The 24111-nt window shown below is 61.6% G+C and carries 30 protein-coding genes and 3 tRNA genes; 12 read left to right on the forward strand and 21 right to left on the reverse strand.

Annotation, left to right across the window (positions count from 1 at the left end; translation table 11 throughout):
• Nucleotides 1–7: 7 nt before the first annotated feature.
• Nucleotides 8–631, reverse strand: coding sequence for a phage baseplate assembly protein V (locus tag EPD66_RS03475; protein WP_142847083.1), 624 nt, complete (start codon nucleotides 629–631; stop codon nucleotides 8–10).
• A 168-nt stretch (nucleotides 632–799) separates the two neighbouring features.
• On the opposite strand from EPD66_RS03475, the gene EPD66_RS03480 reads away from it, so the two are divergent.
• The gene (locus EPD66_RS03480) at nucleotides 800–1612 is read left to right on the forward strand and encodes a DNA adenine methylase (protein WP_142847084.1); all 813 of its coding nucleotides are present in this window, start codon (nucleotides 800–802) and stop codon (nucleotides 1610–1612) included.
• Nucleotides 1613–1647: 35 nt separating this feature from the next.
• On the opposite strand, the gene EPD66_RS03485 is transcribed toward EPD66_RS03480, so the two are convergent.
• From EPD66_RS03485 to EPD66_RS03535, 11 genes are all read right to left on the reverse strand, one after another.
• The gene (locus EPD66_RS03485) at nucleotides 1648–2115 is read right to left on the reverse strand and encodes a phage virion morphogenesis protein (protein ID WP_142847085.1); all 468 of its coding nucleotides are present in this window, start codon (nucleotides 2113–2115) and stop codon (nucleotides 1648–1650) included.
• Nucleotides 2105–2530 carry a phage tail protein gene (locus EPD66_RS03490; protein ID WP_142847086.1) on the reverse strand — a complete coding sequence of 142 codons (426 nt, stop codon included), beginning with the start codon at nucleotides 2528–2530 and terminating at the stop codon, nucleotides 2105–2107. The genes EPD66_RS03485 and EPD66_RS03490 overlap by 11 nt, the downstream gene beginning before the upstream one ends.
• Nucleotides 2527–2727: a hypothetical protein gene (locus tag EPD66_RS03495; RefSeq protein ID WP_142847087.1), complete on the reverse strand. Its 201-nt coding sequence runs from the start codon at nucleotides 2725–2727 to the stop codon at nucleotides 2527–2529. Before EPD66_RS03495 ends, EPD66_RS03490 begins: the two co-directional genes overlap by 4 nt.
• A gap of 46 nt (nucleotides 2728–2773) precedes the next feature.
• Nucleotides 2774–3340 carry a hypothetical protein gene (locus tag EPD66_RS03500; protein ID WP_142847088.1) on the reverse strand — a complete coding sequence of 189 codons (567 nt, stop codon included), beginning with the start codon at nucleotides 3338–3340 and terminating at the stop codon, nucleotides 2774–2776.
• A 15-nt stretch (nucleotides 3341–3355) separates the two neighbouring features.
• Nucleotides 3356–3928 carry a glycoside hydrolase family 108 protein gene (locus EPD66_RS03505; RefSeq protein ID WP_142847089.1) on the reverse strand — a complete coding sequence of 191 codons (573 nt, stop codon included), beginning with the start codon at nucleotides 3926–3928 and terminating at the stop codon, nucleotides 3356–3358.
• Nucleotides 3903–4112 (reverse strand): HP1 family phage holin, encoded by a 210-nt coding sequence (locus EPD66_RS03510; RefSeq protein WP_142847090.1) that lies wholly within the window; start codon nucleotides 4110–4112, stop codon nucleotides 3903–3905. Before EPD66_RS03510 ends, EPD66_RS03505 begins: the two co-directional genes overlap by 26 nt.
• A complete protein-coding gene (locus EPD66_RS03515) occupies nucleotides 4103–4309 on the reverse strand; it encodes a tail protein X (RefSeq protein WP_142847091.1) in 207 nt (68 codons plus the stop codon). Before EPD66_RS03515 ends, EPD66_RS03510 begins: the two co-directional genes overlap by 10 nt.
• Nucleotides 4309–4770: a head completion/stabilization protein gene (locus EPD66_RS03520; protein WP_142847092.1), complete on the reverse strand. Its 462-nt coding sequence runs from the start codon at nucleotides 4768–4770 to the stop codon at nucleotides 4309–4311. The genes EPD66_RS03515 and EPD66_RS03520 overlap by 1 nt, the downstream gene beginning before the upstream one ends.
• A gap of 96 nt (nucleotides 4771–4866) precedes the next feature.
• Nucleotides 4867–5544, reverse strand: coding sequence for a phage terminase small subunit (gene gpM, locus EPD66_RS03525; RefSeq protein ID WP_142847093.1), 678 nt, complete (start codon nucleotides 5542–5544; stop codon nucleotides 4867–4869).
• A complete protein-coding gene (locus tag EPD66_RS03530; RefSeq protein ID WP_142847094.1) occupies nucleotides 5544–6554 on the reverse strand; it encodes a phage major capsid protein, P2 family in 1011 nt (336 codons plus the stop codon). Before EPD66_RS03530 ends, gpM begins: the two co-directional genes overlap by 1 nt.
• Nucleotides 6555–6590: 36 nt before the next feature.
• Entirely contained in the window at nucleotides 6591–7388 is a 798-nt protein-coding gene (locus tag EPD66_RS03535) for a GPO family capsid scaffolding protein (protein WP_185961232.1), read from the reverse strand.
• Nucleotides 7389–7542: 154 nt separating this feature from the next.
• Here EPD66_RS03535 and EPD66_RS03540 point away from each other — a divergent pair, with 154 nt between their 5' ends.
• Nucleotides 7543–9330 (forward strand): terminase large subunit domain-containing protein, encoded by a 1788-nt coding sequence (locus EPD66_RS03540; protein WP_142847096.1) that lies wholly within the window; start codon nucleotides 7543–7545, stop codon nucleotides 9328–9330.
• A complete protein-coding gene (locus EPD66_RS03545) occupies nucleotides 9331–10353 on the forward strand; it encodes a phage portal protein (protein ID WP_142847097.1) in 1023 nt (340 codons plus the stop codon).
• A gap of 406 nt (nucleotides 10354–10759) precedes the next feature.
• On the opposite strand, the gene EPD66_RS03550 is transcribed toward EPD66_RS03545, so the two are convergent.
• Complete coding sequence (locus EPD66_RS03550) at nucleotides 10760–11170, reverse strand: hypothetical protein (RefSeq protein WP_142847098.1); 411 nt, start codon at nucleotides 11168–11170, stop codon at nucleotides 10760–10762.
• A gap of 956 nt (nucleotides 11171–12126) precedes the next feature.
• Between EPD66_RS03550 and EPD66_RS03555 the strand changes: the two genes are divergently transcribed.
• The 6 genes from EPD66_RS03555 to EPD66_RS03580 all read left to right on the forward strand — a co-directional run bounded on the left by EPD66_RS03555 (nucleotide 12127) and on the right by EPD66_RS03580 (nucleotide 15229).
• Nucleotides 12127–12203: transfer RNA gene (locus tag EPD66_RS03555), tRNA-Pro, on the forward strand.
• A gap of 189 nt (nucleotides 12204–12392) precedes the next feature.
• Entirely contained in the window at nucleotides 12393–12572 is a 180-nt protein-coding gene (locus EPD66_RS03560) for a hypothetical protein (RefSeq protein ID WP_142847099.1), read from the forward strand.
• A gap of 659 nt (nucleotides 12573–13231) precedes the next feature.
• Nucleotides 13232–13528 (forward strand): ETC complex I subunit, encoded by a 297-nt coding sequence (locus EPD66_RS03565; RefSeq protein ID WP_142847100.1) that lies wholly within the window; start codon nucleotides 13232–13234, stop codon nucleotides 13526–13528.
• A 14-nt stretch (nucleotides 13529–13542) separates the two neighbouring features.
• Nucleotides 13543–13619 (forward strand) — tRNA-Arg (locus EPD66_RS03570).
• A gap of 779 nt (nucleotides 13620–14398) precedes the next feature.
• Entirely contained in the window at nucleotides 14399–14950 is a 552-nt protein-coding gene (locus tag EPD66_RS03575; protein ID WP_142847101.1) for a hypothetical protein, read from the forward strand.
• Between the two features lie 72 nt (nucleotides 14951–15022).
• On the forward strand, nucleotides 15023–15229 hold the full coding sequence (locus tag EPD66_RS03580; protein ID WP_142847102.1) for a hypothetical protein: 207 nt from the start codon (nucleotides 15023–15025) through the stop codon (nucleotides 15227–15229).
• A 62-nt stretch (nucleotides 15230–15291) separates the two neighbouring features.
• Here EPD66_RS03580 and EPD66_RS03585 read toward each other — a convergent pair whose 3' ends face one another.
• The 3 genes from EPD66_RS03585 to EPD66_RS03595 form a co-directional block, all read right to left on the reverse strand.
• Nucleotides 15292–16386, reverse strand: coding sequence for a sensor histidine kinase (locus tag EPD66_RS03585; RefSeq protein ID WP_142847103.1), 1095 nt, complete (start codon nucleotides 16384–16386; stop codon nucleotides 15292–15294).
• A 172-nt stretch (nucleotides 16387–16558) separates the two neighbouring features.
• The gene (locus EPD66_RS03590) at nucleotides 16559–16933 is read right to left on the reverse strand and encodes a response regulator (RefSeq protein ID WP_142847104.1); all 375 of its coding nucleotides are present in this window, start codon (nucleotides 16931–16933) and stop codon (nucleotides 16559–16561) included.
• Between the two features lie 26 nt (nucleotides 16934–16959).
• Nucleotides 16960–18708: a PAS domain S-box protein gene (locus tag EPD66_RS03595; RefSeq protein ID WP_221930861.1), complete on the reverse strand. Its 1749-nt coding sequence runs from the start codon at nucleotides 18706–18708 to the stop codon at nucleotides 16960–16962.
• A 445-nt stretch (nucleotides 18709–19153) separates the two neighbouring features.
• Here EPD66_RS03595 and EPD66_RS03600 point away from each other — a divergent pair, with 445 nt between their 5' ends.
• Entirely contained in the window at nucleotides 19154–20335 is a 1182-nt protein-coding gene (locus tag EPD66_RS03600) for a DNA polymerase IV (RefSeq protein ID WP_142847106.1), read from the forward strand.
• Between the two features lie 27 nt (nucleotides 20336–20362).
• On the opposite strand, the gene tpx is transcribed toward EPD66_RS03600, so the two are convergent.
• On the reverse strand, nucleotides 20363–20863 hold the full coding sequence (tpx, locus tag EPD66_RS03605) for a thiol peroxidase (RefSeq protein ID WP_142847107.1): 501 nt from the start codon (nucleotides 20861–20863) through the stop codon (nucleotides 20363–20365).
• A 210-nt stretch (nucleotides 20864–21073) separates the two neighbouring features.
• Between tpx and EPD66_RS03610 the strand changes: the two genes are divergently transcribed.
• Nucleotides 21074–21265: a DUF2892 domain-containing protein gene (locus EPD66_RS03610; RefSeq protein ID WP_142847108.1), complete on the forward strand. Its 192-nt coding sequence runs from the start codon at nucleotides 21074–21076 to the stop codon at nucleotides 21263–21265.
• Between the two features lie 39 nt (nucleotides 21266–21304).
• On the opposite strand, the gene EPD66_RS03615 is transcribed toward EPD66_RS03610, so the two are convergent.
• A complete protein-coding gene (locus EPD66_RS03615; protein ID WP_142847109.1) occupies nucleotides 21305–21841 on the reverse strand; it encodes an NAD(P)H-dependent oxidoreductase in 537 nt (178 codons plus the stop codon).
• Nucleotides 21842–21925: 84 nt separating this feature from the next.
• Between EPD66_RS03615 and EPD66_RS03620 the strand changes: the two genes are divergently transcribed.
• On the forward strand, nucleotides 21926–22825 hold the full coding sequence (locus tag EPD66_RS03620; RefSeq protein ID WP_142847110.1) for a LysR family transcriptional regulator: 900 nt from the start codon (nucleotides 21926–21928) through the stop codon (nucleotides 22823–22825).
• Nucleotides 22826–22891: 66 nt separating this feature from the next.
• Here EPD66_RS03620 and EPD66_RS03625 read toward each other — a convergent pair.
• From EPD66_RS03625 to EPD66_RS03635, 3 genes are all read right to left on the reverse strand, one after another.
• A tRNA-Lys gene (locus EPD66_RS03625) sits at nucleotides 22892–22967 on the reverse strand.
• Between the two features lie 59 nt (nucleotides 22968–23026).
• Entirely contained in the window at nucleotides 23027–23599 is a 573-nt protein-coding gene (locus EPD66_RS03630; RefSeq protein WP_142847111.1) for a peptidylprolyl isomerase, read from the reverse strand.
• Nucleotides 23596–24090 (reverse strand): peptidylprolyl isomerase, encoded by a 495-nt coding sequence (locus EPD66_RS03635; protein ID WP_142847112.1) that lies wholly within the window; start codon nucleotides 24088–24090, stop codon nucleotides 23596–23598. The genes EPD66_RS03630 and EPD66_RS03635 overlap by 4 nt, the downstream gene beginning before the upstream one ends.
• Nucleotides 24091–24111: the final 21 nt, after the last annotated feature.

Here is a 24111-nt window from a genome sequence, read left to right on the forward strand (position 1 = left end):
GGCGGCCTCAATGCGTGTGATGGTTCGAGTTGCCGCCGCCGTCCATGATCGTGCCGGTGGCCGAGATATTGCCGTTGGTCGAAATATCTCCGGTAATGGACAGGCTGCCGGTCAGGGTGAAATTGCCGGTCAGGCTGGCGCCGCCGGTGGTGCCCGTCATCGAGATCGAGGGGGCGGAGATGCTAACCGGGGCGGCAGCCGAAATGGTAACGGCGCCGCCGGCGGTGAGATCGACGGCGTCGGCGGCCTGAATGGCGATCTTGCCGGCACTGACGACGGTCAAAACCCTGGCATCGCTGTCATACTGAAGCGTGGTGCCGTCGTTGAACTGCACCAGGTCGCGCCCTGCCTCGTCCCCGGGCGGCGGCAAAGGCTGGGAATAGAGGATCTGGACGATGACCGCATTGGCCGGATCTCCGGCGGGGCATGCCAGCAAGACCTGCGTCCCTGCGCGTAGCGGACGCCAGCGGATGTAATTGTTGCCGATATCGGCGGGGTATGGGAGCCATCCCGAGACGCGGCCGTTGATCTCTACCCGTACCCGCGCAGAAGAATGATCGACCTCGGCGATGGTGCCGAGGCCGATCAAGTTGGAGAGTTTCCGATAGAGTTCCGACAGCGAATGGCTCATGCCTCAGCATGGGCACAAGGCCTTGTCCGGTTCAGCCGTCAGAGGGTTGTTTCGCCCGCATTCCAACCCCTTCCCGCTATCACCTCGGGACAGACAGATGTTCGAGAAACCGCCCGGGTTCGCGCCAGTCATGGCGGCCCGCTCCATCTGACTTTCTCGAGAGGTGCAATGCCCATCAATACAGATCATCGCCCCGTGCGCTCTACATCGCCGGTGGCACCCTACCTGGGTGGCAAACGGAACCTTGCCGCCACGATCATCAAGCGGATCGCTTCGATCCCCCATCATCTCTATGCCGAACCCTTTGTCGGGATGGGAGGTGTATTCCTTCGAAGGCCGACAGCCGCCCCGGTCGAAGTGATCAACGACTATGGCCGCGACGTAGCCAACCTCTTCAGGATCCTGCAACGGCATTACGTGCCATTCCTGGAGATGATGAAGTTCCAGTTGACTTGCCGGGCCGAATTCGAGCGCTTGGTCGCCACTGACCCTTTAACGCTGACGGACATGGAACGCGCTGCAAGGTTCCTCTACCTGCAGCGCACATGTTTCGGCGGCAAGATCTCGGGCAGAAATTTCGGCGTCAGCAGCAACAGACCGGCCCGCTTCGATATCACCAGGCTGGCGCCACTGTTGGAGGAAGTCCATTCCAGGCTAGCCGGTGTCGTAATCGAGTGCCTGCCCTATGGGAGTTTTCTCGAACGTTACGACCGGCCGGACGCCCTGTTCTACCTCGACCCGCCTTATTGGAATTGCGAAAGCGACTATGGCAAGGGGATGTTCTGCCGCGCGGACTTCGAGGTCCTGGCGGCCCAGCTGGCGAAGCTGAAAGGGAAATTCATCCTGTCTTTGAACGACGTGCCCGAAGTGCGGCAGATCTTCCAGGGGTTCCGGGTTGAAGCCGTGGAAACCACCTATTCCGTCAGCAAAGGGAAAGGAAAGCGCGTCGGAGAAGTTCTGATTACCTGCGGCGGTTCATAGAGATGCCATGGACTGGGCGACACCCGGCTCGTCTGTCAACGCATCGCGTCCGACAGATGTTCGAGGATCCGGGCGCGAGCCCAGTCCAAGTCGGCCACGCTCAGCCCCAGCAGCTGGCGGGCCGGATATTTCACCCGAGGACCGTTCGGCGCGACATTATCGACATGGCCGTGGTGATGGACGGCGGCGATCTGGGCGTTGCGGCCGCGATAGCCGATTTCCGCTCCGTTCCCGTCGGCGCTGATCACCATCCGGCGCACGGCACGCAGGCCGATCAGCATCTTTGCGGTCGAGCGGACCCGCCCCTTTGCATTGCGCTTACGCGGTTCCCAGGGCTGGCCGTCAGGCCCAGCCTGACGGGTGATGCGCTGTTGGTTCCGCTTGCGCAATTCCCGCGCCATCTCCCGAAATAGCTTCTGCCTTTCCCCGGGCTCCAGGGCAGCCATCGCTTTGCGCAGCCAAGCGTCCAATCCAGCGAAGGCTGTATCCGCGCTATTCATCATGCAGCCCCAAGGCTTGGTCGGCTATGAGTTCACCCAAGGCATCGGGATCGTCCTGCGCCTGCAGCATCGTGCCGCCCGGCAGGACCGTCGCCTTGATCACGTCGGCCATTTCGATCTGCATCGAGATGTCGGAAGCCTTGTGGTCGATAATGTCGACATGGAATTTCAGGGCATCCGGCGGCGCCGATGGAAGATGGCGATCCATCCAGGAGAGCATTACGAAGAGCAGATCCTGGGGGTTACCTGGAAAGCCGACAACGACCAGATGCGCGGTATAGGAGACCTTGAATGATGGAGGGCCGTCCCCCCGATAGGCAGTGACGGCCCCTTTTTCGGCGAAAGTGAGCAGATCCTTGGCCTTCAGGCCCAGGGCCGAGGCCAGAAGATAGTCCCGCGCCTCGGTGAGCTTCTTCACCTCCCCTCTCCCTGAATTCTCGAATGAAGCTCATCCGATAAAGCATTGAGCCGACTCCATTCTTCCGGCGACGGATCGCGGCCTTCATCGGCCAGCCTGCGCACCAGGTCGCGGGCTTCGATGGCAATCACCACCCCACGGGCGGCGGCTTCGGCCAGCGTCAGGCCGAGATGGATCAGATGGATGGTGGAGGGCATGGCGGGAATCCTGCAGGTCTGAGGGGGCTGATGTGGCGGGGACTGATCATTCCAGCTGCGTCACCAAGGCGACCAAGCGCTTGACCGCATGCTCTGCCGTGGCAATCAAGGAGGGAATCAGAGGATCGTCACCGGCCCGTACAGCCGACTGGGCGCGGCCAAGGGCGACATAGGCGGCGGCATCGGCTTCCTGGATCACGGCCACCACCGCCGGTTTCGCCGCCGAACTCTCGACATAGCCCACGGCCATGGCCTGTGCGGCGGTGTAATCGGCCTGCAGGGCATAGACACGCTGTGCCGGCGACTGGGCGGCGGGCGTGGCGCAGGCGCCAAGGAGAAGCGTCAGGGCCAGGGGCGTGGCCAGCAGCAGCGCTAGAGCGGTGCCGCTTCCGGTGCCGGAAGAGCGACCGAAGTTGATGCCGCTGCGTGCCTTGATCCGGCCGATGATAGTCAGCAGCAGGCCGCCGGCGGTGGAGATCGCCAGGACGAGTTCGACGACCTGCCCCTGCAGCTCGGGCGAGATCTGCACGCCGAAGATGGCCAGGAAGGCGGAGACGCTGGACAGCAGGCTGCCGAGGATGGTGCGGGAGAGATACCAAGGCTTGGTGGTCATGGATGGTTTCCCAGGTCAGAGAGAAAGGGCGGGCGTGACGACACGATGGGCGAACCAGCCGAAGGTGAAGCGCTGGTTTTCCTGGCGCTCTTCGCTGATGTCGATATAGCGGTGGCCCTGCTGGGCATTCAGCGCCGCCAGCATGACGTCGATCATCATGCGCCGCCCTTGATCGGCTCGGCGGCGGGCGTATTCGTGCAAGGCGCCGATGGTACGGGGGCCCACCAGCCCGTCGACGACCAGGTCCGGCCAAAGACGGCCGCGATCGTTGAAGGCGTTCAGCGCGCGCTGAAGGAAGCGGCCCGCCATGCCGACACCCATGTTGATGCCGGTATCGGCCAGTTCGGCGGCAATCTCGGGACTGATCGCCTCGACGTCATCCAGGCGCAGGCAGTTCCAATAGAGGTCGGCATAGACGGCTTCGGCCACATGGCGCGGCATGTCCTTCATGGGACCGTGATAGCCATAGGCCCTGGCCACACCTTCGGTGACGCCCCAATTGGTCTCGCCGCCAAGATCGAGAGGGTCGTTCACATAGCCCTTCTCGCGGCCGATGACTTGGTCAATGATCTTTGTTTTCAGCGACATGGCGGGCTTTCTCCAACCGATAATGGAGGTGTTTGTAGACGGCGTTGACCGCGAAGGTGGCCACAGCCAGGCCCAGGCCGCAGATCGCGACCCATTCGTTGACCGTCAGCGAGGCGGCGCCGGCAGCCGTACCCAGGCTGGTGGCGTAGGCGGTGATGGTGGGAGTCTTGTCGGTCAGTCCCATAGGTTCAGTCCCGGCTTGGTCTGCTGGCGCCGAGGCGGCAGGGTGATCGGGGTGCCATGCGGCAGGACCGGGCCAAGGGCGGCCAGACCCGGATTGGCTTCGAGAATGGCGGTGACCATGCTGGTATCGCCGTCGTAATAGCGGTCGGCGATCAGGTCCGCGGTATCGCCCTGGCGGCTGTGGACCACCGTCGCCATCAGATCAACTCCACCACCGTCCGCGGACGGCCGGTCAACCGGGCCAGCGCCTCGCTGGACTGCCGCAACCATCCATCCACGGTTTCCTCGAGCGCATCGGCACGCTGGTGACCGGACTTGGTGCTGTCGTAGTCGCGGGTGGCATCCAGCAGCATGGCCCGGGCACGGGCATAGACCCCGGTCTTGTAAAGCAGCAGCTTGGCGGACTGCCCCCCATAGCTGTCTGCAGGAACCTGATCGAGGCTTTCGGCAACCTGCTGGGCGCGCCATGCCGCGATACCGGCATTGACTTCGATCATGGCCGCCTGGATCACCGCCGCCACCCGCTCGGCGCCGAAGATCTGCCCCAGGCCGGTCGCGCCGCGCATTTCCGCGACGGACAGGTCGGGATACCAGCCATCGTTCTCGACGGCCTGGTCTGCCGGGCCGGTGCCGCTGGAGGGGATGAAGCTGCTACTCACGGTCTCGACCTCAAAAAAGAGACGGCGACGGTGGAAGAAGAAAGTTCAGCCTGAAGGCATTGCCCCCTTCCCCACGCCGTCGCCGTCGGGGGGAGATCAATCGCCGGGCTCGGTGTCGGCGGAATCGTTATCGGTGACCTTCTTGAGACGCTTCAGCTCGGTCTTGACCCCGCAGCGGGGATCGAGGGTACAGGCCTCCTCAAGCAAGCCGATGGCGCGCTCGACGTCGCTGTCCTTGACCATCATCCCCAGGGCTTTCAGAGCCTTGGCCCGCACCTCGTCGGGCATGTCCTTCCCTTCGGTCAGGTCCAGGGCATCACCCAGCGCCACGGCCAGGTCCTGGTTCTCGGGATCGGTCAGGGCCTGTTCCGCCAGCTCTTCGAGGAGAGAAGTCGGGAGGTCACGCGCCCAACCATCCGGCATGGCCATCTCGTGCCGGAGGGCGTAAGCCGCGATCTCCAGCGCCTGTGCATAGAGACCGGCATCGATGCGCCACATCATGACCGTCACCAGCACCGTATCCTGGGCGCCATTTCCGGCAGCCAGAACGCCTTCGACATAGGCCTCGTAGTCCTGCAAGAAGCCCAGCTTGGCCTCGGCCTTGCCCTTGCGCGACTGGATGGCCTTCAGGGCAGCCTTGTGAATGCCCAGTTGGGCCAGCATGCGGTCATGCAGGCTGCCGGAGGCCGGAACGGCGACGGCTTGGCGAAGCGGCATCGCCGCAGCCTGCTTGGCCGCGACTGTGCGTTCGTAATGGCGGCGGGCGAGCGACATCACATCCATCCCCCGGCGCCGTCGGGCACCAGGATGCCTTCGATCAGCGCCGCCGCGCCGTAATCCTCGACGACATAGGCCTCGTTGACCGACAGGTAATCCTCGATCCGGTCGCGCTTGGGATTATCCGCGATATGTCGGCGATGCGTGCCGTTCTGCCAGTAGATGGACAGGTTCTCGGGCTTGGTGATCAGGATCGACTTGCCGGGGAAGAACGGTACGGTCATGGCCTTGCGGCCGCCCACGGTGCGGGTATGCAGCAGGGTGGACATGGCCACATGCTCGGTCGGGGTCGACGCGGCGCTCTCGATCAGACCCATGTATTTGTCGGTCAGCAGGCCACTGCCGATGATCACGATCAGGTCGGCATCTTCCCGGTGCCATTCGTCGAGCAGGCTGTTGACGGCATCGAAGACCGCCGCGTCGAACGAAGTGTAATCGCCGCCGGGGCCGATCTTGACGCCCGCCAGAACCCGTTCCTCGGCATCATCGCGGATGTGCTGTAGCCAGCCCTTGTTGACGTCCTGCAGCATGGGATTTTCGCCCAGGTCGGTATCGGGCGCCGCATGGGTGCCGTGCCAGCCGATGGTGAGGCGATCACGCGCCACCTGCTGGGTGACATGGTTGCGGATGCGGGTCTGGAAGTCCGGGAACTTGGCCCAGGCATCGAGATGGGCGTATTTCAGATGCGTGTCGAAATTGGTCTGGACGCAGGCATAGCCCTTGGGCCGCATGTTGGTAATGCTGCGGGTCTGGCGGTCGGCCTGGTCGGTATTGGTACGGCCTGCGACCCGGGAATTGGTGCCAAGCCCCAGGGTTTCCCCGGTCTGCTGGTCGACCGGAATGATGTTGATCGCTTTCAGGAAATCAGCCGATTCCTGGATTCGGTCTTCGAGCTTCTGCGCGACCGTGGGAGCGACATTGAACTTGGTGGTGACATTCGGCACGCCGTTCAGCTGCGCCAGCTGCGCGGCATAGGCGTTGAAAGCGACGCGGGTTTCGTTGCGCATGGAACGGGGATCCTTGTGATGGGTCGGCGGAGCTGATCAGCAATCGGTGACGTCGGCCGCGCCCTGGGGCGTACCGGGATGCTGGGGCCGGGCCGGAGTGCCGGGGGTGACGCTCAGCTTGGTGGTCAGGGCGTCCAGGTCCTGGCGCAGCTTGGCCAGGTCCTGCTGCATGGCCGTCGCATCGGGCAGCTTGGCGAAGTCCTGGCGCAGTTCCGAAACCGTCTCGGCGATCGCCAGAGAGCTGTCTTCCAACTGGCGGAAGCGGGCGTCATCGCTGGCCGGCTGGCCTTTGAGCATGGCTTTGACCCGGCTGAACAGGGACGGCCCCTTGTCTTCGGGTGCGTCTTCCTCGAAGGCGGCTTCGACGGCTTCGGAATAAAGGTGGTCGGGCAGCTTGTCCGCACCCGGCAAGCTGCTGCGGTTCTGGATGCTGAATTTCAGCATTTCCGTGCCCAACGAAGCCGGCGTGTCGGTGACGGCGAGGCCCATCATGTAGGCTTGGCCGGTTCCGGCGAAGTTGGGATGCATTTCGATGGACCAGTAGACCTTCTGGCGTTCCTGGGACAGCTTGACCAGGTCATCGGTGGCGTCGACCTGGGCCAGCAAGACACGAGCGCCATCGGCATCGGTTTCGGCCTTCAGCGCCAGCACGTCGCCATAGGCCTTGAACGGGGTGTCCGAGGGCAGAAGGGAACGCAGATGCTCGCACCAGATTCGGGCGCCGTACTTACTCGGATCGTAATTGGCCGCCATCTGGTCGATCTGCTGCGGGGTGATCTCGCGACCGTCGATGGTCTTGCCGGATCGCGCCACACGGTAAAATTTCGTCTTCATCGGCTCGCCTGTGGTTGAGAGCGGGGCTGCAGGCTCGTAGAGAGGCCATGCTGATCGCGCGGAGGCGACGGGCGCAAACCGCCAGGGGTTGCCATTGGGGCTTTCCAACCCCTCGCGCGTGCCCTGCGAAAGCAGGCAACGCCACTCTGCTGGCATGAGCCACGATGACGACGAAAGCAGATCCCAGCGCCTGATTGCCCGGAACCTGTACTGGCAGGGCGAAAGCTGTGCCCAGATCGCCAAGAACCTGGGCCTGCCCTATGGCACCGTCGACAGCTGGAAGCGGCGCGACGAGTGGGACAAGACGCCCGTGGTGGTGCGGATCGAGACACAGATCGAGCAGCGCCTGCTGCGGGTGATCGCGAAGCCGGACAAGTCCGAACGCGACCTGGCCGAGATGGACCAGCTGACGCGCATCCTCGAACGCACTGCCCGGATCCAGAAATACGAGGCCTCCGGCAAGGAAGGGGACCTGAACCCCAACATCGCCAAGCGCAACAAGGGCCGGAAGAAGAAGGCAGAGGAAAAGAACCAGCTGACCGAGGAGCAGGTCGAGCAGCTGCTGGAGGCCTGGGACCGGGATCTGTTCGATTACCAGCGCCGCTGGAACGAGGTGCGCAAGCACCATCGGGTGCGCAACATCCTGAAGTCCCGCCAGATCGGCGCGACCTGGTACTTCGCCCGCGAGGCGCTGATCGACGCCATCACCACCGGCGACAACCAGATATTCCTGAGCGCGTCCAAGGCCCAGGCCCATGTCTTCCGCGACTACATCGTCCAGTTCGTCAAGGACGTGACCGGGGTCGAACTGAAGGGCACGCCCATCAAGCTATGGAATGGGGCGACCCTGTATTTCCTGGGCACCAACAGCAAGACCGCCCAGTCCTATCACGGGCATGTCTATCTGGACGAATATGCCTGGATCTCGAAATTCCTGGAATTCCGCAAGGTCGCCAGCGCCATGGCGACCCACAAGAAATGGCGGATCACCTATTTCTCGACGCCTTCGACCATCGGCCACGAGGCGAACGCCTTCTGGACCGGCGAGTCCTTCAACAAGGGCCGCCCCAAGGCCGAGAGGGTCGAGATCGACGTATCGCACCAGGCGCTGCGCGAAGGTGCGCTGGGCCCGGATGGGCAATGGCGGCAGATCGTCACCATCGAGGACGCCGCGGCCCGGGGCTGCGATCTGTTCGACATCGACCAGCTGCGCCGCGAATACAACGACCAGGACTTCGCTAATCTGTTCATGTGCGTCTGGGTCGACGACAGCGCGGCCTTCTTCACCTTCGAAGAGCTCAAGCGCTGCATGGTCGATGCCTGGGAAGCGTGGCGGCAAGACTGGCGGCCGGATCATGTGCCGCCCTATGACGGGCCGGTCTGGATCGGCTATGACCCGGCCCTGTCGCAGGATTCGGCCTCGATCGTCGTGGTGGCGCCACCCCGGGTGGATGGCGGCAAGTTCCGGCTGCTGGAGAAGATCAGCTTCGTCGGCGTGGACTTCCAGGCCCAGGCCGAGGCGATCCGCAAGCTGACCCTGAAATACCGGGTCGAGCATATCGGCATCGATGTCACCACGATCGGCCAGGGCGTCTTCGAGATGGTGCGGAACTTCTTCCCCGCCGCGCACGCCATCACCTACAGCGTCGAGGTCAAGACGAGGATGGTGCTGAAGGCCAAGCACCTGATCAGCAAGCGGCTGTTCGAATTCGACGCCGGCGCCACCGACGTGGCCATGGCCTTCATGTCGATCAAGAAGACCCAGACCCCATCCGGGCGGCAAGCGACCTTTATCGCCGCACGCGGCCGCGAGACTGGCCATGCCGACGTCGCCTGGGCGGTCATGCACGCCATCGACCGCCTATCCTTCACCGACTTCGACAATGACAACCTTCCTGGCGGCACCGGCGGCCGCCGCAACAACATCGTGGAGATCATGTAGATGGCTAAGAATCGCCGCCGCCGTCCCAACCAGGCGCAAGCCGCACAGGCTCCTGCCCCGCATGTGGAGGCCTTCACCTTCGGCGATCCGACGCCGGTGCTCGATCAGCGGGAACTGGGGGCCTATTTCCACTCGGCCTGGAACGGACGCTTCTATGAACCGCCGATCTCTTTCGACGGCCTGGCCCGGCTTCTGCCCTCCAACCCCCATCATCAATCGGCCATCGGCGTGAAGGTGAATATCCTGTCCAGCTGCTTCCGGCCGACCAAGTGGCTGAGCCGCCAGGCCTTCAAGCGTCTGGCCTGGGATTACCTGGTCTTCGGCAACGGCTATCCGGTGATGCGGTCGAACATGCTGGGCAAGCCGCTGGACCTGACGCCGGCACCGGCGCGCTGGACCAGGCGCAACCGGGATGGCGGCTTTCTGCTGCTGATCGACGGCGAGGAACGGCCCATCGAGGGCGAGGTCTGCCATCTGATGGAGCCGGACATCAACCAGGAGATCTATGGTATGCCCGGCTATACGGCAGCCATTCAGTCGGCGCTGCTGAACGAGGCGGCAACGCTGTTCCGGCGGAAATACTATGTGAACGGATCACATGCCGGCTTCATCCTCTACATGACCGACGCAGCGCATAACCAGGAAGACATCGACGGGCTGCGCCAGGCCCTGCGCGACGCCAAGGGACCGGGGAACTTCCGCAACCTGTTCATGTATGCGCCCAATGGCAAGGCCGACGGGCTGAAGGTCATCCCGATCGCCGAGGTGGCCGCCAAGGACGAATTCCTGACGCTGAAGAACGTGACCCGCGACGACGTCATGGCCGTGCATCGCGTACCGCCCCAGCTGATGGGCATCATCCCCAACAATGTCGGCGGTTTCGGCGATGTCGACAAGGCGGCCCGGGTCTTCGCCAAGAACGAGCTCGAACCGCTGATGGCCACCTTCCGCGACATCAACGACTGGGCTGGCGTCGAGGCCGTGGTGTTCGAGCCCTATTCCATCGCCGCCGAAGCCGAATAGCCACGATCGGAACCAGGAAGATGAAGGCCCCGCGACCGGGAAGGTGGCGGGGCCTTTTTCGTGCTCATGAAGCACAATTACGCAATGTTACTTATGCGAAGAAGAGAGTGTTTCAGTAGCGATAAAAGAAAACACCACTTCCTGGCTTGGGATATTTTACAAGATTGTCGGGTTCAAACCCCATCCCGCTCACCTCTTCATAAACCTCATCTGGATTTTTTCCCTTAAGGTCGACCCAAGTAGTTGCTTCGGGAGACACTCCAGGAAAACAGAGGTGGAAGCTATGATTATCGGCAGAAAACGTAACGAAACAGTCGACAGTACAAGGCATGGTCGCCTCACAAGATAGTTGAACCTCACGCCCCCGACGTTCCCATTATGTTCCATGCGCAATAAAAGGACAAGCTCAGAAGGGCTGGCCGTTGAACTTGGCCGAGATGACCGTGAAAAGGTCCGCCCGCTCGTCATCCAGCTCGCCCGGATCCTCGCAGAAGGGGAAGTTCGGCTTCAGCACGGCAAAGGCGGTGCCGCTGGCTCCCTCTTTCACCACATGGACCAGATACTGGCCCTTGTACTCCCCGCCGAACTGCAGAAGGGCTGAGACCTTCCCCAGGATGAAGGTTGCCCGGGGATTGCGCTCGACCGCATAGGCATCGGCAGTCCGGACAGCATTGTTGGCGATGAATTCCCAAGCTGGGAAGCTGTTCGCGGCAGTGCCTTCCAAACACATCCCTTCCTGAGCGGAAACGACGGACATGCCTGCGACGCCGATCGCCACGGCAAGAACGGTCGCGCGGAAGGTGGTGCGGATCTTCATGGAGCCCTCCAGGATTGCGTTCAACAAGGTTGAATTACCCTAACGAGCGCACACCCACCAGAAGAAACCTTTCCTGCCTCCTGCACACCGCCAGGAGGGCAGCCCCGACCTCTCCCTACCTTCCCCCTGCCCGAACCGACCACTGGCCGCCCCCTGCCCCGGAAACCGGCCCGCCAAACGCACTCTCCCCCCGCCTCGCCTGCGATCAAAACGTGCCTCAATTTCTGCGCCGCAGATTCCTCTGGAAACGGCCTGGGGAGCCGCCTTCAAGGCGATACAGACAGCAGGATGATATCTGCAGATCTCTGCGCGGATCTGCAGAACGCGCACGCATGTCACGGGCTCCAGGGGTAGCTGCCGCAGGACAATTTCGGAACGGCGTCGGAAAAAGGTAATCTTGGTTATAGAGCGGGAAAGGTTCCCCTAAGAGCCTGAAATTGCAGGACAAAAAAGTTACCTTCATCGGGTAATCTTTGGTAACTGAAAAGGTAACAGCCGACTAATCCTTTGTTATTAAAAGGAAAATTTTCAAGCCCGAGTTACCCCAGGCAAAGGTAATCCTGTTACTCCTAAATTACTCAAAAATTACTATATTAGAATGTTCTTGTATTCCGCATATTCCCTTGGCTTTTGCCCCCTTAATGAGAGGAAATTACCAAAATTACCTTTTTCCGATGGTCAATTTTTTTCGTACCCTCCTATAGAGGCAGAAAGGCATCAGCACGTTTCCTACGATGCTGCTGGATCTAATCACATGCTGATGTCCAGGTGGGCCTACGCCGGTCATTCCCCTCCGCCTCTGTCTCTCCCGCTAGAGGAAGGGAAAATTAGAACACTAATAGAACATTGTTCGGGATTATTCCGGGACTGCATTCCCGAAACCTACCGAAATGTGCCAAATTGTTCCTGTCTGGGAGGCTTGCCAAAGTGTCTAAAACCCCTTACAAAGCGCGGCACGGGGTGTAGCTCAGCCTGGTAGAGCGCCAGCTTTGGGAGCTGGATGCCGGAGGTTCGAATCCTCTCGCCCCGACCACAATTCCCTAAAATATCAAGCATATGACCGGCGCCCCGAACAGGCGCGGCCGGAAGTTTGCCATTTTCCTGCAAGGTGAAGAATTCACCGGGCCATTGCCCTTGGTGGGAAATCCGGCACATCCTTCGTATACGGATAATATCTACCCCTGCCAGCATCAAACCCTCACATTCATTATGGGGGTTTGATATGCCGACCTATAGCAACAACGAATCTCGCACTCCCGAACAGGTGGCCCGGGCGCTGGCCGTGGCACTGGCCTGCCTGGCCGAGGAAGCGGCGGAAGCAGGGCTGATCCATCTTGCGCTGATGATCGAAGCCGCGGCACTGGTTGCCAGGGATGTGGCCTCCGTCAAGGCATTGCATTAGCTACGCTTCGTCTTCAGGCTCTCCTCTTCCCGCAACCTCTTGAGCCGCGATCCGGTGCTTGCCGTCGCGGCTCAAGATCTTACTGCGGCTGAAGGCTGCCCCGCCAAGGGCTTTTTCCGGCCATGGCGGCGCCAAAATTGTCACCTGCCGCTGCCATATTTTTACCCCTTTGGTTGCTGTTTCATGTCCCCATGATGATGAAGCCGCACACCCCCCTCCCCTTCATGACCGCCCTCGAGGCGGCCGCCCTTCAACGCAACTTCAGCCCGGCGACCCTGGCCCTTCTACGGGGCCTCGCGCTCCAGCGCCTGGGGCAAGCCAACGACAATCAGGTCCCGGAACTGCAAGAGAGGCTGCGAGCGATGATCGTGGTCGACGATCGCCGCCCTGTGCAGATAGGCCGAGGAACGGACATGCCTGACGGACAGAGGGCACTCCGCCGGAATCCTTGAAGCTTTGCCGGCCGCGTGCTAAGTCACTGAAACCGTTGACGGGGAAGGGCTTCAGGCCGCTGCGGTCGTCGGGCCGGAACGCGGCAATTGAGATGCCCCCTGTCTTCAGTCGGAAGGTTTTGCTCCCATATCTCACGGGTGGGGATTGCCACCCCGGGCGGGTTGGGATACAACCGCCCCGGATCATCTGTCGAGGGAACTCCGTCCATGCGTATTCGCATCTACCGTCCTGCCAAAACCGCCATGCAGTCTGGGCGCGGCAACACCCGGATGTGGATCGCCGAACATGAACCCGCCGCCCCGCGCGAGGCCGATCCGCTGATGGGCTGGGTCAGCTCCCGGGACACCCTGTCCCAGGTCAAGCTGCGCTTCGCCACCAAGGAAGAAGCCATCGCCTATGCCCAGCGCAAGGGCCTGGACTACGTCGTGCAAGACGAGCACGACCGCAAGATCCGTCCGAAAAGCTACGCCGATAATTTCCGCTACGACCGCGTCATCGGCTGACCCGGTCCCGGCTAGGCCCCATAGCTCAACTGGATAGAGCAACGGACTTCTAATCCGTAGGCTGCAGGTTCGAGTCCTGCTGGGGTCGCCACTCTCCCCTGAAGCGCCTGCATTTCCGCCACCTTAGCCCCAAACTATGGGTTCGCGGCCATCAACTGGTAAAGTTTTTGGCAAGCGGAGGCCGGAAATGCAGCGCAAGCATCCCCCCTATACCGTCCTGCGGACTGGTATTTTTCACTTTGTCCAGGCCGTGCCTAGCGATGTGCAAGCGGCCATCTCTCATTGTGGCCGGAGCGAAAGAATCCTGCACAAGGCACTGTCGATGAGGCGCGCTCATCCGTCCGTCAGTTTGAGGAAGTGAATGGGCCGCTGACGCTGCCTGAGATCACAAAACAGCATGTCATGGCCTTCCAGGCTGCTCTGCTGAGTCTGCCTAAACACCTCTGCGACGATGATGCCAAGCTCACTTCGCCGGAAGCTGTCGCGAAGTTTGCCAATAGGCAGGTGGAGCGGATCAGCAGGGCCTGCCTTCCGCGCGGGAAATCTGCCATGAGGAAATTGACAGCCAGCCAGTCACATCTGGTCATGTGGCAATACGGCAGCCGAGCTGCAATATGACGCGTTGCGCCGCACCATTATGGCAGCTTCCTGATCGGATGAGCCTGACCGAGCCAAAGTATCCTTTTGTGTTTCCTTCTCCCATCCCAATGTACCAGCCAAGCCCCAAAGAGATGCGGGCGCGTAGGAAGAACTCCGCGGCATACGGAGATGGTGAAGGAAACCCGCCCCTGTCGACTATTCCGGAATAACGGCGGTCGCCATGCAATGGTGGGTGATGCAGAACGATATAGGCAGATAGTGTGGTAATCCATGGCAACTTTCAGGGATCTTCTGAATAAACAGCACAACTATCTATCATCTGACTTCGGAGCTAATCACGGTGAGGTCGTCATTGACAGCCGGAAGGGAACTGTTCGTCCTCTAGGGGAGGAAGGAACTGCTCTTCATCTGGGCGAGGAGGTCAAATGCGTCGCGTTGGCCGACGTTTTCAAGGTCGGTCATTACGTCAGCCTCGACTTGCACGGCACCGCAGAGAAGCGGCTGCGTTTCGTCGTTATTGGTATCAATCGCGATGGCTTGGATGCGGTCGCGTCGTCGGGGGAACAGGGTTTCCTCCCCTGGGAGGCGATAGCATCCGCCCTGCGCTGGTCGCAGCAAGTTTACGTTGACGCGTTGAGCGAACTGAAGGATCTCAACGAGCAGGACCGAGCGTTCGTCCAGGAAGAGATTGGCCGCCTCACCCATGAAATCCGCCAACATCATGTAATCGCATCGGAATTGTCCGAGCAATTGGACAGGTTGGAGAGCATCGGCAAACGCCCGTCGGGAAGCAGACCCTCCTCCTGGCTGCAAGGGGGATGACCTCGTGAACATCGCAAGGGAAAGGTTCATAGGCCGAGGGGGAGGCGATCAGCGCCGCCGTGCGGACCGGCAATGGACAGTACCGGGCGACATCATTCTATTGGTGAGGGCGCGATGGATCTTGCCATAGCTCTCGGCCTTTTTGCCTTCGCCATTGTCTTCGCAATTCAGGCGTTCGTCAGCTTACGTAAGCGTGTCACGGTCATGGGGCTGATGACCGCCATCACAGCCGCGTCGACAATGGCCTTTGGTCTGCTGATGCTCAGCGGGGGAATATAAGTTGGCTGTTCTTCATGGACAGCAGTTTCCCGTGAACAAGCTGAACATGGGCCAGAACAATACTAAGGAGAAAGAGGAGCGCTAATCCTCACCGTCGTCCCTGGGCCGGTACGGGCATGCTCCAACGTACCGCCGGCCTGCCGCACCAACCCCCGCACCAGCTTGTAGCCCAGTGAATCCGTGGTGCCCTCGGGCATGCCCACCCCATCGTCAGAAACGGTCAATTCCAATGCATCGTCATGCAGGGAGAGGTCGACACGCACCCGACCGGCCCGTCGCCGGGGGAAGGCGTGTTTGACGGCATTGGTCACCAATTCCAAGGCAATGAGGGCAAGCGGCTGAGCTAGCTCTGGGGGCAAAAGAACCCCCGGCGCAAGATGCGTCTCGACCACTATGGGCATCAACGGCGGAACCAAGTGAGGTACCATATCTTGAAGGACAGATCCTAAATCGATGGTCTTGGCATTCTTGGTGCTCAACAGGTCGTAAATGCCAGCCATCGTTTCTAGCCGCTCCCGTGCATGCGATAGCGCATCAGAAACTTCACGGTTGTGGCTGTGAACCCCCTGCATTACCAACACCATTGCTGCCTGCATCAGAGCGTTCTTGACCCTGTGGTTAGTCTCGTCAACCAACAGTTCACGCTGCGCAACTTCCCGCACCAAACGAGCGTTTTCAATTAAAAGCTCCTGCACCCTTGCATTGGCGGAAGCGACTTCGGCACGATCGATGAAAGAGAGAAAGTGGTGCGCGGGGTACCCTTCACTGTCCTGGACCAAAAACATCACCACGGTGGTCAATGTCGCTTTGCCGTCCTTGCGGCGGAGGGCAATCTCCAGGGGCCTTTCGTGGCCGTCATCAATGGCGCGTCGCAGTTCCTCAATCACCTGACATGCGCTTTCCTCGCACAGGTCTTCGACTGTATGCCCGACGACATCGCTTTCGGTATACCCGAAGAAGGACAGGAATGCCGCATTGGCAAAAAGGATGGGATCTCGAGCATCGCTCGCATCGGTGACGAGGATCGGGGTTCTGGTCAGTTGTGTCGCTGAAAAGAATGCTCCGCCTTCGCGGTGCAAGCGATCAAACTCAACCTTAGCCGCACTATCTCCGGGAAGGCTGGACCGTGTACGGCCCGCATTATTGCTGCTTGTCAACTACCGCTCCCACGCCACACGAGCACTACGGCTCAGGCTACATATGGAGCACAGGCAATCAAAGTCTATTTATCAATGACCGATACAGCGTAGCTAGCTCCTGACCTGCTCTGGAACTGCCGGATTTTCCCCCTAGCCCTTGATGCGGACCGGCCGTGGTGGTCAAACCTCCTCAGGATTCGGCTCCGGCCCTTTCCTGGAGCAGCGTGCGGATAAGGGCGAGGACCTGGTCCGGCGCATAGGGTTTCTGTACCACCGGGACATGGCGATAGGCCGGGTCGATGCCCGAGAGTCCGTAACCGGTTATGAACATGAAGGGAATATTCCGCTGCGCCAGGAGATCGGCGACCGGATAGACCTTCTCGTCCCCCAGATTGACATCCAGGACGGCGGCCTCCGGCGTCTCTTTACCCAGGCTGGCGGAAGCCTGCGCGACCGATGCGAAGGGGCCGAGGACCGAATAGCCCTCCTCTTCCAGCGTATCGAGCAGAAGCATGGCGACGATCGCCTCGTCTTCCACGATCATGATTCTGGCTGCTTCGCCCATGTCCAGTCCTTCGTGGATAAGCCGTCCTAGAGGGGCGCGCGGAGGGTATAGGTGACGCCCTCGAGACCGTATGCCAGCGAGGCATCGGCCTTCAGTTCATGCGCCACGCCCCATTCGAGCAGGCGGGTGCCGAAGCCTTTCCGTGCCGGCGGCCGGACCGGCGGTCCCCCTTGCTCCGTCCAGCGCCAGAAAAGGTGCCGCCTGCCCTCGCCGTCCTGCTCCACCTGCCAAACGATGGTCACCTTGCCGGCCGGAGACGACAAGGCGCCGTATTTGGTGGCATTGGTGCTGAGCTCGTGAATGGTCATCGACAGGGACAGCGCCATCCTGGGCGACACGCGCAGGTCGGGTCCCTCGATCGTCAACTGGCCCAAGCCCGTATCGCCAAGCGCCTTGGCGGCGGTCATCACCACTTCCTGCAGGCTGGCGCTTTCCCAGTTCTCCTGGGTCAGCACGTCATGGGCCTTGGACAAAGCCAGCAGGCGCCCCATGAAGCGCTGGCCGGGATCGCTGGCGAGGGTTCCCCGGAAGCATTGGATCGCCAGGGACTGCACCGTGGCCAGCGTATTCTTCACGCGGTGGTTCAACTCGTCGATCAGCAGCTTCTGGCGCGCGGCGGCCGCTTTGTGCGGGGAGATATCGATCAGCATGTTGACCGCGCCGATCAGCCGCCCTGAGCTGTCATGGAGGGGCGTGGGATAGGGAATGAAGGGAATGCGGGTGCCATCGGGCCGTTCGGCCACCGCCTCCATTCCCCGGATCACCCGGTTCTCCTTCACGGCGATAGCCATGGGGCAATCCTCATGGGCCAGGGGGGTGCCATCGGGCCAATAGAGGCGCCAGGACCCGCACCATTCCGTCTTGCCCACTTCCGGACGGAAACCCCAGAATTCAGCGGCGGCCTCGTTGTAGAAGGTCACCCGTCCGGCCGCATCCGTGGTGTAGACGGCCGTGGGCAGGGCTTCCAGCAATTCCCGGAAATGCCGTTCCCGTTCGCGCAAAGCCGTCTCGTACTTCTTGCGCTCTGTAATATCCCGCGTGACCGCCAGTTGCGCCGTCTCGCCGTTCGGCATGCTCAGCCGGACGGCGGTCGTCTCCATGTGGCGCCGGGTGCCGCGCAGGCCGATGATGTCGAATTCCCAACTGCACCCATTGCCCTGGCAGACCTGCGCATGCTTCTCCAGCCAATGATCCAGATGCTCGGGCGCGATCAGGGCCGAGACGTGAGCCCCCAGCGCCTGCTCGGCACTCTCCGCCCCGATCATCCTCAAGCCGGCCGGGTTCATCTGAAGAAGCGTGCCGTCCTGGGAAACGATCTTCACGCATTCCGGGGTGTTGTCGATCACCTTCCGCAGCAGCTCTTCGCTTTCCTGCAGCCTCTGCTCGGTCACCTTGCGAGAGGTGATGTCCTGGAAGGTGTTGATCGCCCCCAGGACCTGCCCCGTCTTGCTCCGGATGGGCTCGACATGGATCAGGACCCAAAGGCGCGTTCCATTGGGCTGCTCGATCTGCACTTCGAGGTTCCGCACCACCGCGCCGGTACGCAACACCTCGGCCACGGGCATATCCTCGAGGGTAAGCTGCGTGCCGTCGGCCCGCCAAGCCCGATAGGCCCCGCAGAAACGCTCGCTCTTATGGCCCACGTCAGGAGCGCGCCCCCAGATCTCGGCGGCCTTCTGATTGAAACGCTGGATCACCCCTTCCGCGTCACAGACGAAGACCCCGACCGGAAGAAGCTCCAAAATCGTATCGTCGATGCTGACGCCGCCAGACACCTCTCCTGCCTGAAGAGTGTCCGATGATCCGGGACGATTCGCGTTCACCACGCTCAAGACATGCTCTCCGCAACTTCTCTATTGTTTGAGTACAGGATAATCAATCATCCCCTGCAATAAAAATATACCATTCTTATGGTGGAACAGAAAATTATCGACCCCCGGTCAATGGAGTACGCAGGGGGAGTGCAAGACTGGAGGAGAGGAGAAAAGGCACAACAATGGAAGGGACAAGATGACCTGGCCGTACGGAAGGCACTTTCTTTACAGGCTCTTTCAATCTGCAATTAAGGGAGGAGCATATCCTTCCTCCGTTCTCTTCCACACATGCGGGAAATCTGTCTTTCCGTCCCGGCGTTCTCCGCACCTCTGGAGGGAAAGAGAGGCTCTTCCCAAAAGATGATGTTCTTGTTATGTTTTCATCCTCACGATTGATGATCGAACCATGCCCCAGCTCTGCCGCGACTGCCTGTCCCTCGAAGTTCAATCCGGCGCCGCCTGCCGGCATTGCGGTTCGGCCCGCCTGGTATGGCATGACGACCTGGCCACGCTGGCCATCGCCCATGTGGATTGCGATTCCTTTTATGCCTCGGTGGAGAAGCGGGATAATCCGGCTTTGCGCGACAAGCCGCTGATCGTCGGCCATCCCGGCGGGCGCGGCGTGGTCACCACCGCCTGTTATATCGCCCGCCGCTTCGGCGCCCGTTCCGCCATGCCCATGTTCAAGGCGCTGGAACTCTGCCCCCAGGCCGTGGTGATCCCGCCGGACATGGAGAAATACCGCCGCGTCTCGTCCCAGATCAGGGCCATCTTCAACAGCACGACCGAGGTGATCGAGCCGGTTTCCCTGGACGAGGCCTATCTGGACCTCAGCCCGGCGGAACATCTGTTCGACCGCGCCCCTGCCCTTTCCCTGGCCGAGATCGCCTTGCGCATCGAACGCGAGGTGGGCATCACCGTCTCGATCGGGCTGGCGGCCAACAAGTTCCTGGCGAAGCTGGCTTCGGACATGAACAAGCCGCGCGGCTTTTCCGTCATCGGCCCGCGCGAGGCCAAAACCCTGCTGGCGCCCATGTCGGTGCGATGCATCCATGGCGTGGGCGAGGTGCTGGCCCGGCGCATGGCCGGGGCCGGGATCGAGACCATCGGGCAGTTGCAGAAGATGTCGGAAATGGAAATGGTGGCGCGCTGGGGGAGTTTCGGGCGGCGCCTGGCGCTTTACGTGCGCGGCGAGGACGACCGCAAGGTCACCCCCGACCGCCCCCGCAAGAGCGTCTCGGGCGAGACCACCTTCCCGCGCAACCTGTCGCGGCGCGAAGACCTGGAACAGGCCCTCTGGCCGCTCTGCCGCAAGGTGGCCGAACGCATGGAGCGTGGCGGCGTGGCGGGGATGAGCGTCGTGCTGAAGCTGAAGACCGGCGACTTCGCCACCATCACCCGCAGCCACCGGCTGACGGCCCCGTCCCGCTCGGCCGAGGTCATGTTCCGCCACGCCCGCGCATTGCTGCGCCGCGAGGTGGACGGCCGCGCCTTCCGGCTGATCGGCATCGGCTTCACCGATCTCTGCGACGGCAAAAGCGCCGATCAGCCCGACCTGTTCCAGTTCGCGGCGGAAAGAAAGCCTTGAGGGAATGAACGTCCTGCCGTCCTCCTTTTATCCGAGCGCGGACAGGGCGGCGTCGTAATCCGGCTCCTGCGACAATTCGGACACCAACTGGCGATGGATCACCTTGCCATCCGGGCCGATCACCACCACGGCGCGGGCCAGCAAACCGGCCAGCGGTCCGTCGGTGATCTTCACCCCGTAGCGCTGCCCGAAATCCTTGTCGCGCATGTCCGAGAGGGACAGCACCTTGTCCAGCCCCTCGGCGCCGCAGAAACGGGAATGGGCGAAAGGCAGGTCGGCGGACACGCACAGCACCACCGTGTCCGGGCGCTTGGAGGCTTCTTCATTGAAGCGCCGTACCGAAGCCGCGCAGGTGGCGGTATCCACGCTGGGGAAGATGTTCAGGATGACGGCTTTCCCGGCGAAATCCTCCAAGCCCACATCCTGCAGATCGGTCTTGGTCAGGGAGAAAGCGGGCGGGGCCGCGCCCATGTCGGGCAACTCGCCAGAAGTGTGGAAGGTCTTCCCTTTCAGGGTGAATTCGGCCATGGAAGGCTCCGGGTCGTAAGTTGGATAGGTAGGACAGATGTGTTGTTCCCCTTTCGGCTTATCAAGATGCACTCTTCCGCCGCCTGAAATTCTTCCAGCCCTGAAAAATTCTTCCCCTTTCGTGACTTGGCTGAAGACGCCAGGCCGAAAGTGATGTTCAATCCGGCACGGCGCATAGCCCTGACTAGACTATTGAGAAGGAAACGTATCATGCCGAAGAATATGGGGCCGACCGACCGCACGCTCCGGGTCGTCATCGGCCTGATCCTGATCTCGCTGGTCTTCATCGGCCCGCAGAGCCCGCTGGGCTGGATCGGCGTGATACCGCTGGCGACGGCTTTCCTGGGCTTCTGCCCGGCCTATGCCATCCTGGGCATCCGCACCTGCGGGGCGAAGGAATAAGATTGGAAGAGCGGCCCCGCCTCCCGGCGGGACCGCCTGTCACGAAAGCGGAAGAAGCAGCCTTTCCGCATAGCCATCGGCCGCACATTCAAGAGCCTGGGCGTCGAGCTTGTTCGCCCCATAGAGCAGGAAGGGCTTGGACCATCTCAGTCCGCACCGGTTCGCCATCGCCTGCAAGGGCCGCAGAAGCTCCTCCAGCGGGAACAGATTGACGCCCCCAGGCGAATAGGCTTCCGGCACATTGCCCGCCGTCGCCCCCACCAGCAGCGCCCTCCCCTCCAGCTTCCGGCCTTCCGTCTCGTAATTGACGTAGAACATCCGGGTCAGCACCGCATCCTGCCATGCCTTGAGCAAGGGAGGCGTCGAATACCAGTATACGGGAAACTGCAGCACGATCCGCCGGGCCGACAGCAACCGCCGGACTTCCTCACCGACATCGATGTCATGGGACGGATAGAGCGCCTGCATGTCCGTCACCTCGACGGACGGAAGAGCTGCCGCCGCTGCCGCCAATGCGCGATTCGCCCTGGAACGGGACAGGTCCGGGTGAAAGAGAAGAATTTGGGTTTCAGGCATCACATCCTCCTTTGTCTGCCCGGAGGATGAGCCGCCCCACTAAATCAATCCAATGGATATTAAATATATGATATTATCCATTTCATGAATTTAAGGACCATCGACCTGAACCTGCTGGTCATCCTCGACGCCTTGCTCGACGAGGCTCATGTCTCGCGCGCGGCCAACCGTCTGGGCCTGTCGCAACCGGCCACCTCCAGCGCCCTCGAACGCTGCCGCCATCTTTTCGGCGATTCCCTGCTGGAAAGAGGAAAAGGCGGAATGCGCCGCACGCCCAAGGCCGAAGCCTTGCGGGACCCATTGAAGAAATTGTTGTCGGAGGTGACTCTTCTGCTCGATCCTCCGCCTCTCGACCTCAAGGATATCCGGCAGAGCGTACGGATCATCATGGCCGACCACCCGGCCACGGTCATTCTGTCCCCCCTGCACGAAGGCTTGGCGGAAACAGCGCCGGGCATCGATCTGGTGATCCAGCCCTGGCATGGAGCCTCGGCCGCCCTCGAAGCCCTCGGCAGGGGAACGGCCGACCTTGCCGTCTCCGTCTTTCCGGAACTCGATCCCGCCTTCCGGCGCGTCACCTTGCTGCAGGAACATTATCTCGTCGCCATGCGCAAGGATCATCCGGCGGCGGCCCGTTTCGACCTGGAGAACTGGCTGTCCTATCCGCATGTCCTGGTTTCCGGGCGCGGCGATACACAAGGTGCGCTGGACGCGGAATTGCGCCGCCACGGCCGGACGCGCCGCGTCGGCATCGTCGTTCCCAGCTTCCTGGCGGTGCCTCCCCTACTGGCCCAGTCGGACCTGATCGCCATGCTGCCAAGCCGCTGCCTTCCCGCCGGGGCGGAGACCACCTTCGCCATCTTCGAACCGCCCATTCCGGTCAAGGGCTTTCCCTTGCATCTGGCGTGGCATGTGCGGCGGGACCAGGACATGGCCGTGCAGCATGTCGCCGAACAGATCCGGCATTTGCTCGGCAAGAAATAAGCGTAGCACGACAACAGAAGTGCAAACAAAAAACCCTCGCAAGGCAAATACCTTGCGAGGGTTTTTTGGTGAGCGCGGCAGGATTCGAACCTGCGACCCGCTGATTAAAAGTCAGCTGCTCTACCAACTGAGCTACGCGCTCTCAGTGGAGGGCCGCACCATAAGGAGATGAGACCCTCTCGTCAACAGCAAAAAAACGCTTTACTGCGTCTTTTCCTGCACGTCCGCCGCGACGCGCATGCTGATGATGCGGTCGGGATTCGAGACGATGCCGTTGGCCTGCGGGTTGCCCTTACGGATCGCGTCCACATGGGGCATGCCGTCGATCACGCGCCCCCAGATGGTGTATTGCCCATCCAGGCTGGGCGCCGAGCCGAGCATGATGAAGAACTGGCTGTTGGCGCTGTTCGGATTGGCGCTGCGGGCCATCGAGGCGATGCCGCGGATATGGCGCTCGTTCGAGAACTCGGCGGGCAAGTCGGGCAGTTCCGAACCGCCCATGCCGGTGCCGGTCGGATCGCCGCCCTGGGCCATGAAGCCGCGGATCACGCGATGGAAGGGCGTGCCGTCATAGAAGCCCTGGCGGGTCAGGGTCTTGATGCGCTCCACATGCTGCGGCGCCAGGTCGGGGCGCATCTCGATCACCACCGTACCGGTCTTCAGCTCCATCAGCAGGGTGTTTTCTGGATCGGTGATCTCGACCGCCGCCGCCGGGGCGGCAAACAGGAAAGCCGCCGTCAGAGCCGTCACGGCCGCGCGCAGCAACGCCTTCATTCCTTGCCCTCCACATCGGCCGCCACACGCATGCGGACGATGCGGTCGGGATCGGAGACCGCACCGTTGCGGCGTGCATCGCCCTTCTTGATGTTGTCCACGAAATCCATGCCTTCGACCACTTCACCCCAGATGGAATACTGGCGGTCCAGATGGGGGGCGTCGTCGAACATGATGAAGAACTGCGAATCGCCGCTGTCGGGATTGGCCGCGCGGGCCATGGACAGCGTGCCGCGCACATGGCGCTCGTTCGAGAATTCGGCCTTCAGCTTCTTGCCGGAACCGCCGGTGCCGTTGCCCTGCGGGTCGCCGGTCTGCGCCATGAAGCCGTCGATGACGCGATGGAAGACCAAGCCGTCATAGAAGCCCTCGCGGGTCAGTTCCTTGATCCGGGCCACGTGATTGGGCGCCAGGTCGGGACGCAGACGGATGACCACCCGCCCGTCCTTGAGGTCCAGATAAAGAGTGTTTTCGAGGTCGAGACCGGACATGGCGGACGTCCCTGTTGAAAG

This window comes from Telmatospirillum sp. J64-1, from assembly GCF_006980715.1.
GTDB classification, from domain to species: domain Bacteria; phylum Pseudomonadota; class Alphaproteobacteria; order Rhodospirillales; family Magnetospirillaceae; genus Oleiliquidispirillum; species Oleiliquidispirillum nitrogeniifigens.

Excerpts from the sequence above, each read along its gene's own strand:
- EPD66_RS03475 (WP_142847083.1), bottom strand. The coding sequence starts at position 631 with ATGAGCCATTCGCTGTCGGAACTCTATCGGAAACTCTCCAACTTGATC.
- EPD66_RS03480 (WP_142847084.1), top strand. The coding sequence starts at position 800 with ATGCCCATCAATACAGATCATCGCCCCGTGCGCTCTACATCGCCGGTG.
- EPD66_RS03485 (WP_142847085.1), bottom strand. The coding sequence starts at position 2,115 with ATGATGAATAGCGCGGATACAGCCTTCGCTGGATTGGACGCTTGGCTG.
- EPD66_RS03495 (WP_142847087.1), bottom strand. The coding sequence starts at position 2,727 with ATGCCCTCCACCATCCATCTGATCCATCTCGGCCTGACGCTGGCCGAA.
- EPD66_RS03500 (WP_142847088.1), bottom strand. The coding sequence starts at position 3,340 with ATGACCACCAAGCCTTGGTATCTCTCCCGCACCATCCTCGGCAGCCTG.
- EPD66_RS03505 (WP_142847089.1), bottom strand. The coding sequence starts at position 3,928 with ATGTCGCTGAAAACAAAGATCATTGACCAAGTCATCGGCCGCGAGAAG.
- EPD66_RS03510 (WP_142847090.1), bottom strand. The coding sequence starts at position 4,112 with ATGGGACTGACCGACAAGACTCCCACCATCACCGCCTACGCCACCAGC.
- EPD66_RS03515 (WP_142847091.1), bottom strand. The coding sequence starts at position 4,309 with ATGGCGACGGTGGTCCACAGCCGCCAGGGCGATACCGCGGACCTGATC.
- gpM (WP_142847093.1), bottom strand. The coding sequence starts at position 5,544 with ATGTCGCTCGCCCGCCGCCATTACGAACGCACAGTCGCGGCCAAGCAG.
- EPD66_RS03530 (WP_142847094.1), bottom strand. The coding sequence starts at position 6,554 with ATGCGCAACGAAACCCGCGTCGCTTTCAACGCCTATGCCGCGCAGCTG.
- EPD66_RS03535 (WP_185961232.1), bottom strand. The coding sequence starts at position 7,388 with ATGAAGACGAAATTTTACCGTGTGGCGCGATCCGGCAAGACCATCGAC.
- EPD66_RS03540 (WP_142847096.1), top strand. The coding sequence starts at position 7,543 with ATGAGCCACGATGACGACGAAAGCAGATCCCAGCGCCTGATTGCCCGG.
- EPD66_RS03545 (WP_142847097.1), top strand. The coding sequence starts at position 9,331 with ATGGCTAAGAATCGCCGCCGCCGTCCCAACCAGGCGCAAGCCGCACAG.
- EPD66_RS03550 (WP_142847098.1), bottom strand. The coding sequence starts at position 11,170 with ATGAAGATCCGCACCACCTTCCGCGCGACCGTTCTTGCCGTGGCGATC.
- EPD66_RS03560 (WP_142847099.1), top strand. The coding sequence starts at position 12,393 with ATGCCGACCTATAGCAACAACGAATCTCGCACTCCCGAACAGGTGGCC.
- EPD66_RS03565 (WP_142847100.1), top strand. The coding sequence starts at position 13,232 with ATGCGTATTCGCATCTACCGTCCTGCCAAAACCGCCATGCAGTCTGGG.
- EPD66_RS03575 (WP_142847101.1), top strand. The coding sequence starts at position 14,399 with ATGGCAACTTTCAGGGATCTTCTGAATAAACAGCACAACTATCTATCA.
- EPD66_RS03580 (WP_142847102.1), top strand. The coding sequence starts at position 15,023 with ATGGACAGTACCGGGCGACATCATTCTATTGGTGAGGGCGCGATGGAT.
- EPD66_RS03590 (WP_142847104.1), bottom strand. The coding sequence starts at position 16,933 with ATGGGCGAAGCAGCCAGAATCATGATCGTGGAAGACGAGGCGATCGTC.
- EPD66_RS03600 (WP_142847106.1), top strand. The coding sequence starts at position 19,154 with ATGCCCCAGCTCTGCCGCGACTGCCTGTCCCTCGAAGTTCAATCCGGC.
- tpx (WP_142847107.1), bottom strand. The coding sequence starts at position 20,863 with ATGGCCGAATTCACCCTGAAAGGGAAGACCTTCCACACTTCTGGCGAG.
- EPD66_RS03610 (WP_142847108.1), top strand. The coding sequence starts at position 21,074 with ATGCCGAAGAATATGGGGCCGACCGACCGCACGCTCCGGGTCGTCATC.
- EPD66_RS03615 (WP_142847109.1), bottom strand. The coding sequence starts at position 21,841 with ATGCCTGAAACCCAAATTCTTCTCTTTCACCCGGACCTGTCCCGTTCC.
- EPD66_RS03620 (WP_142847110.1), top strand. The coding sequence starts at position 21,926 with ATGAATTTAAGGACCATCGACCTGAACCTGCTGGTCATCCTCGACGCC.
- EPD66_RS03630 (WP_142847111.1), bottom strand. The coding sequence starts at position 23,599 with ATGAAGGCGTTGCTGCGCGCGGCCGTGACGGCTCTGACGGCGGCTTTC.
- EPD66_RS03635 (WP_142847112.1), bottom strand. The coding sequence starts at position 24,090 with ATGTCCGGTCTCGACCTCGAAAACACTCTTTATCTGGACCTCAAGGAC.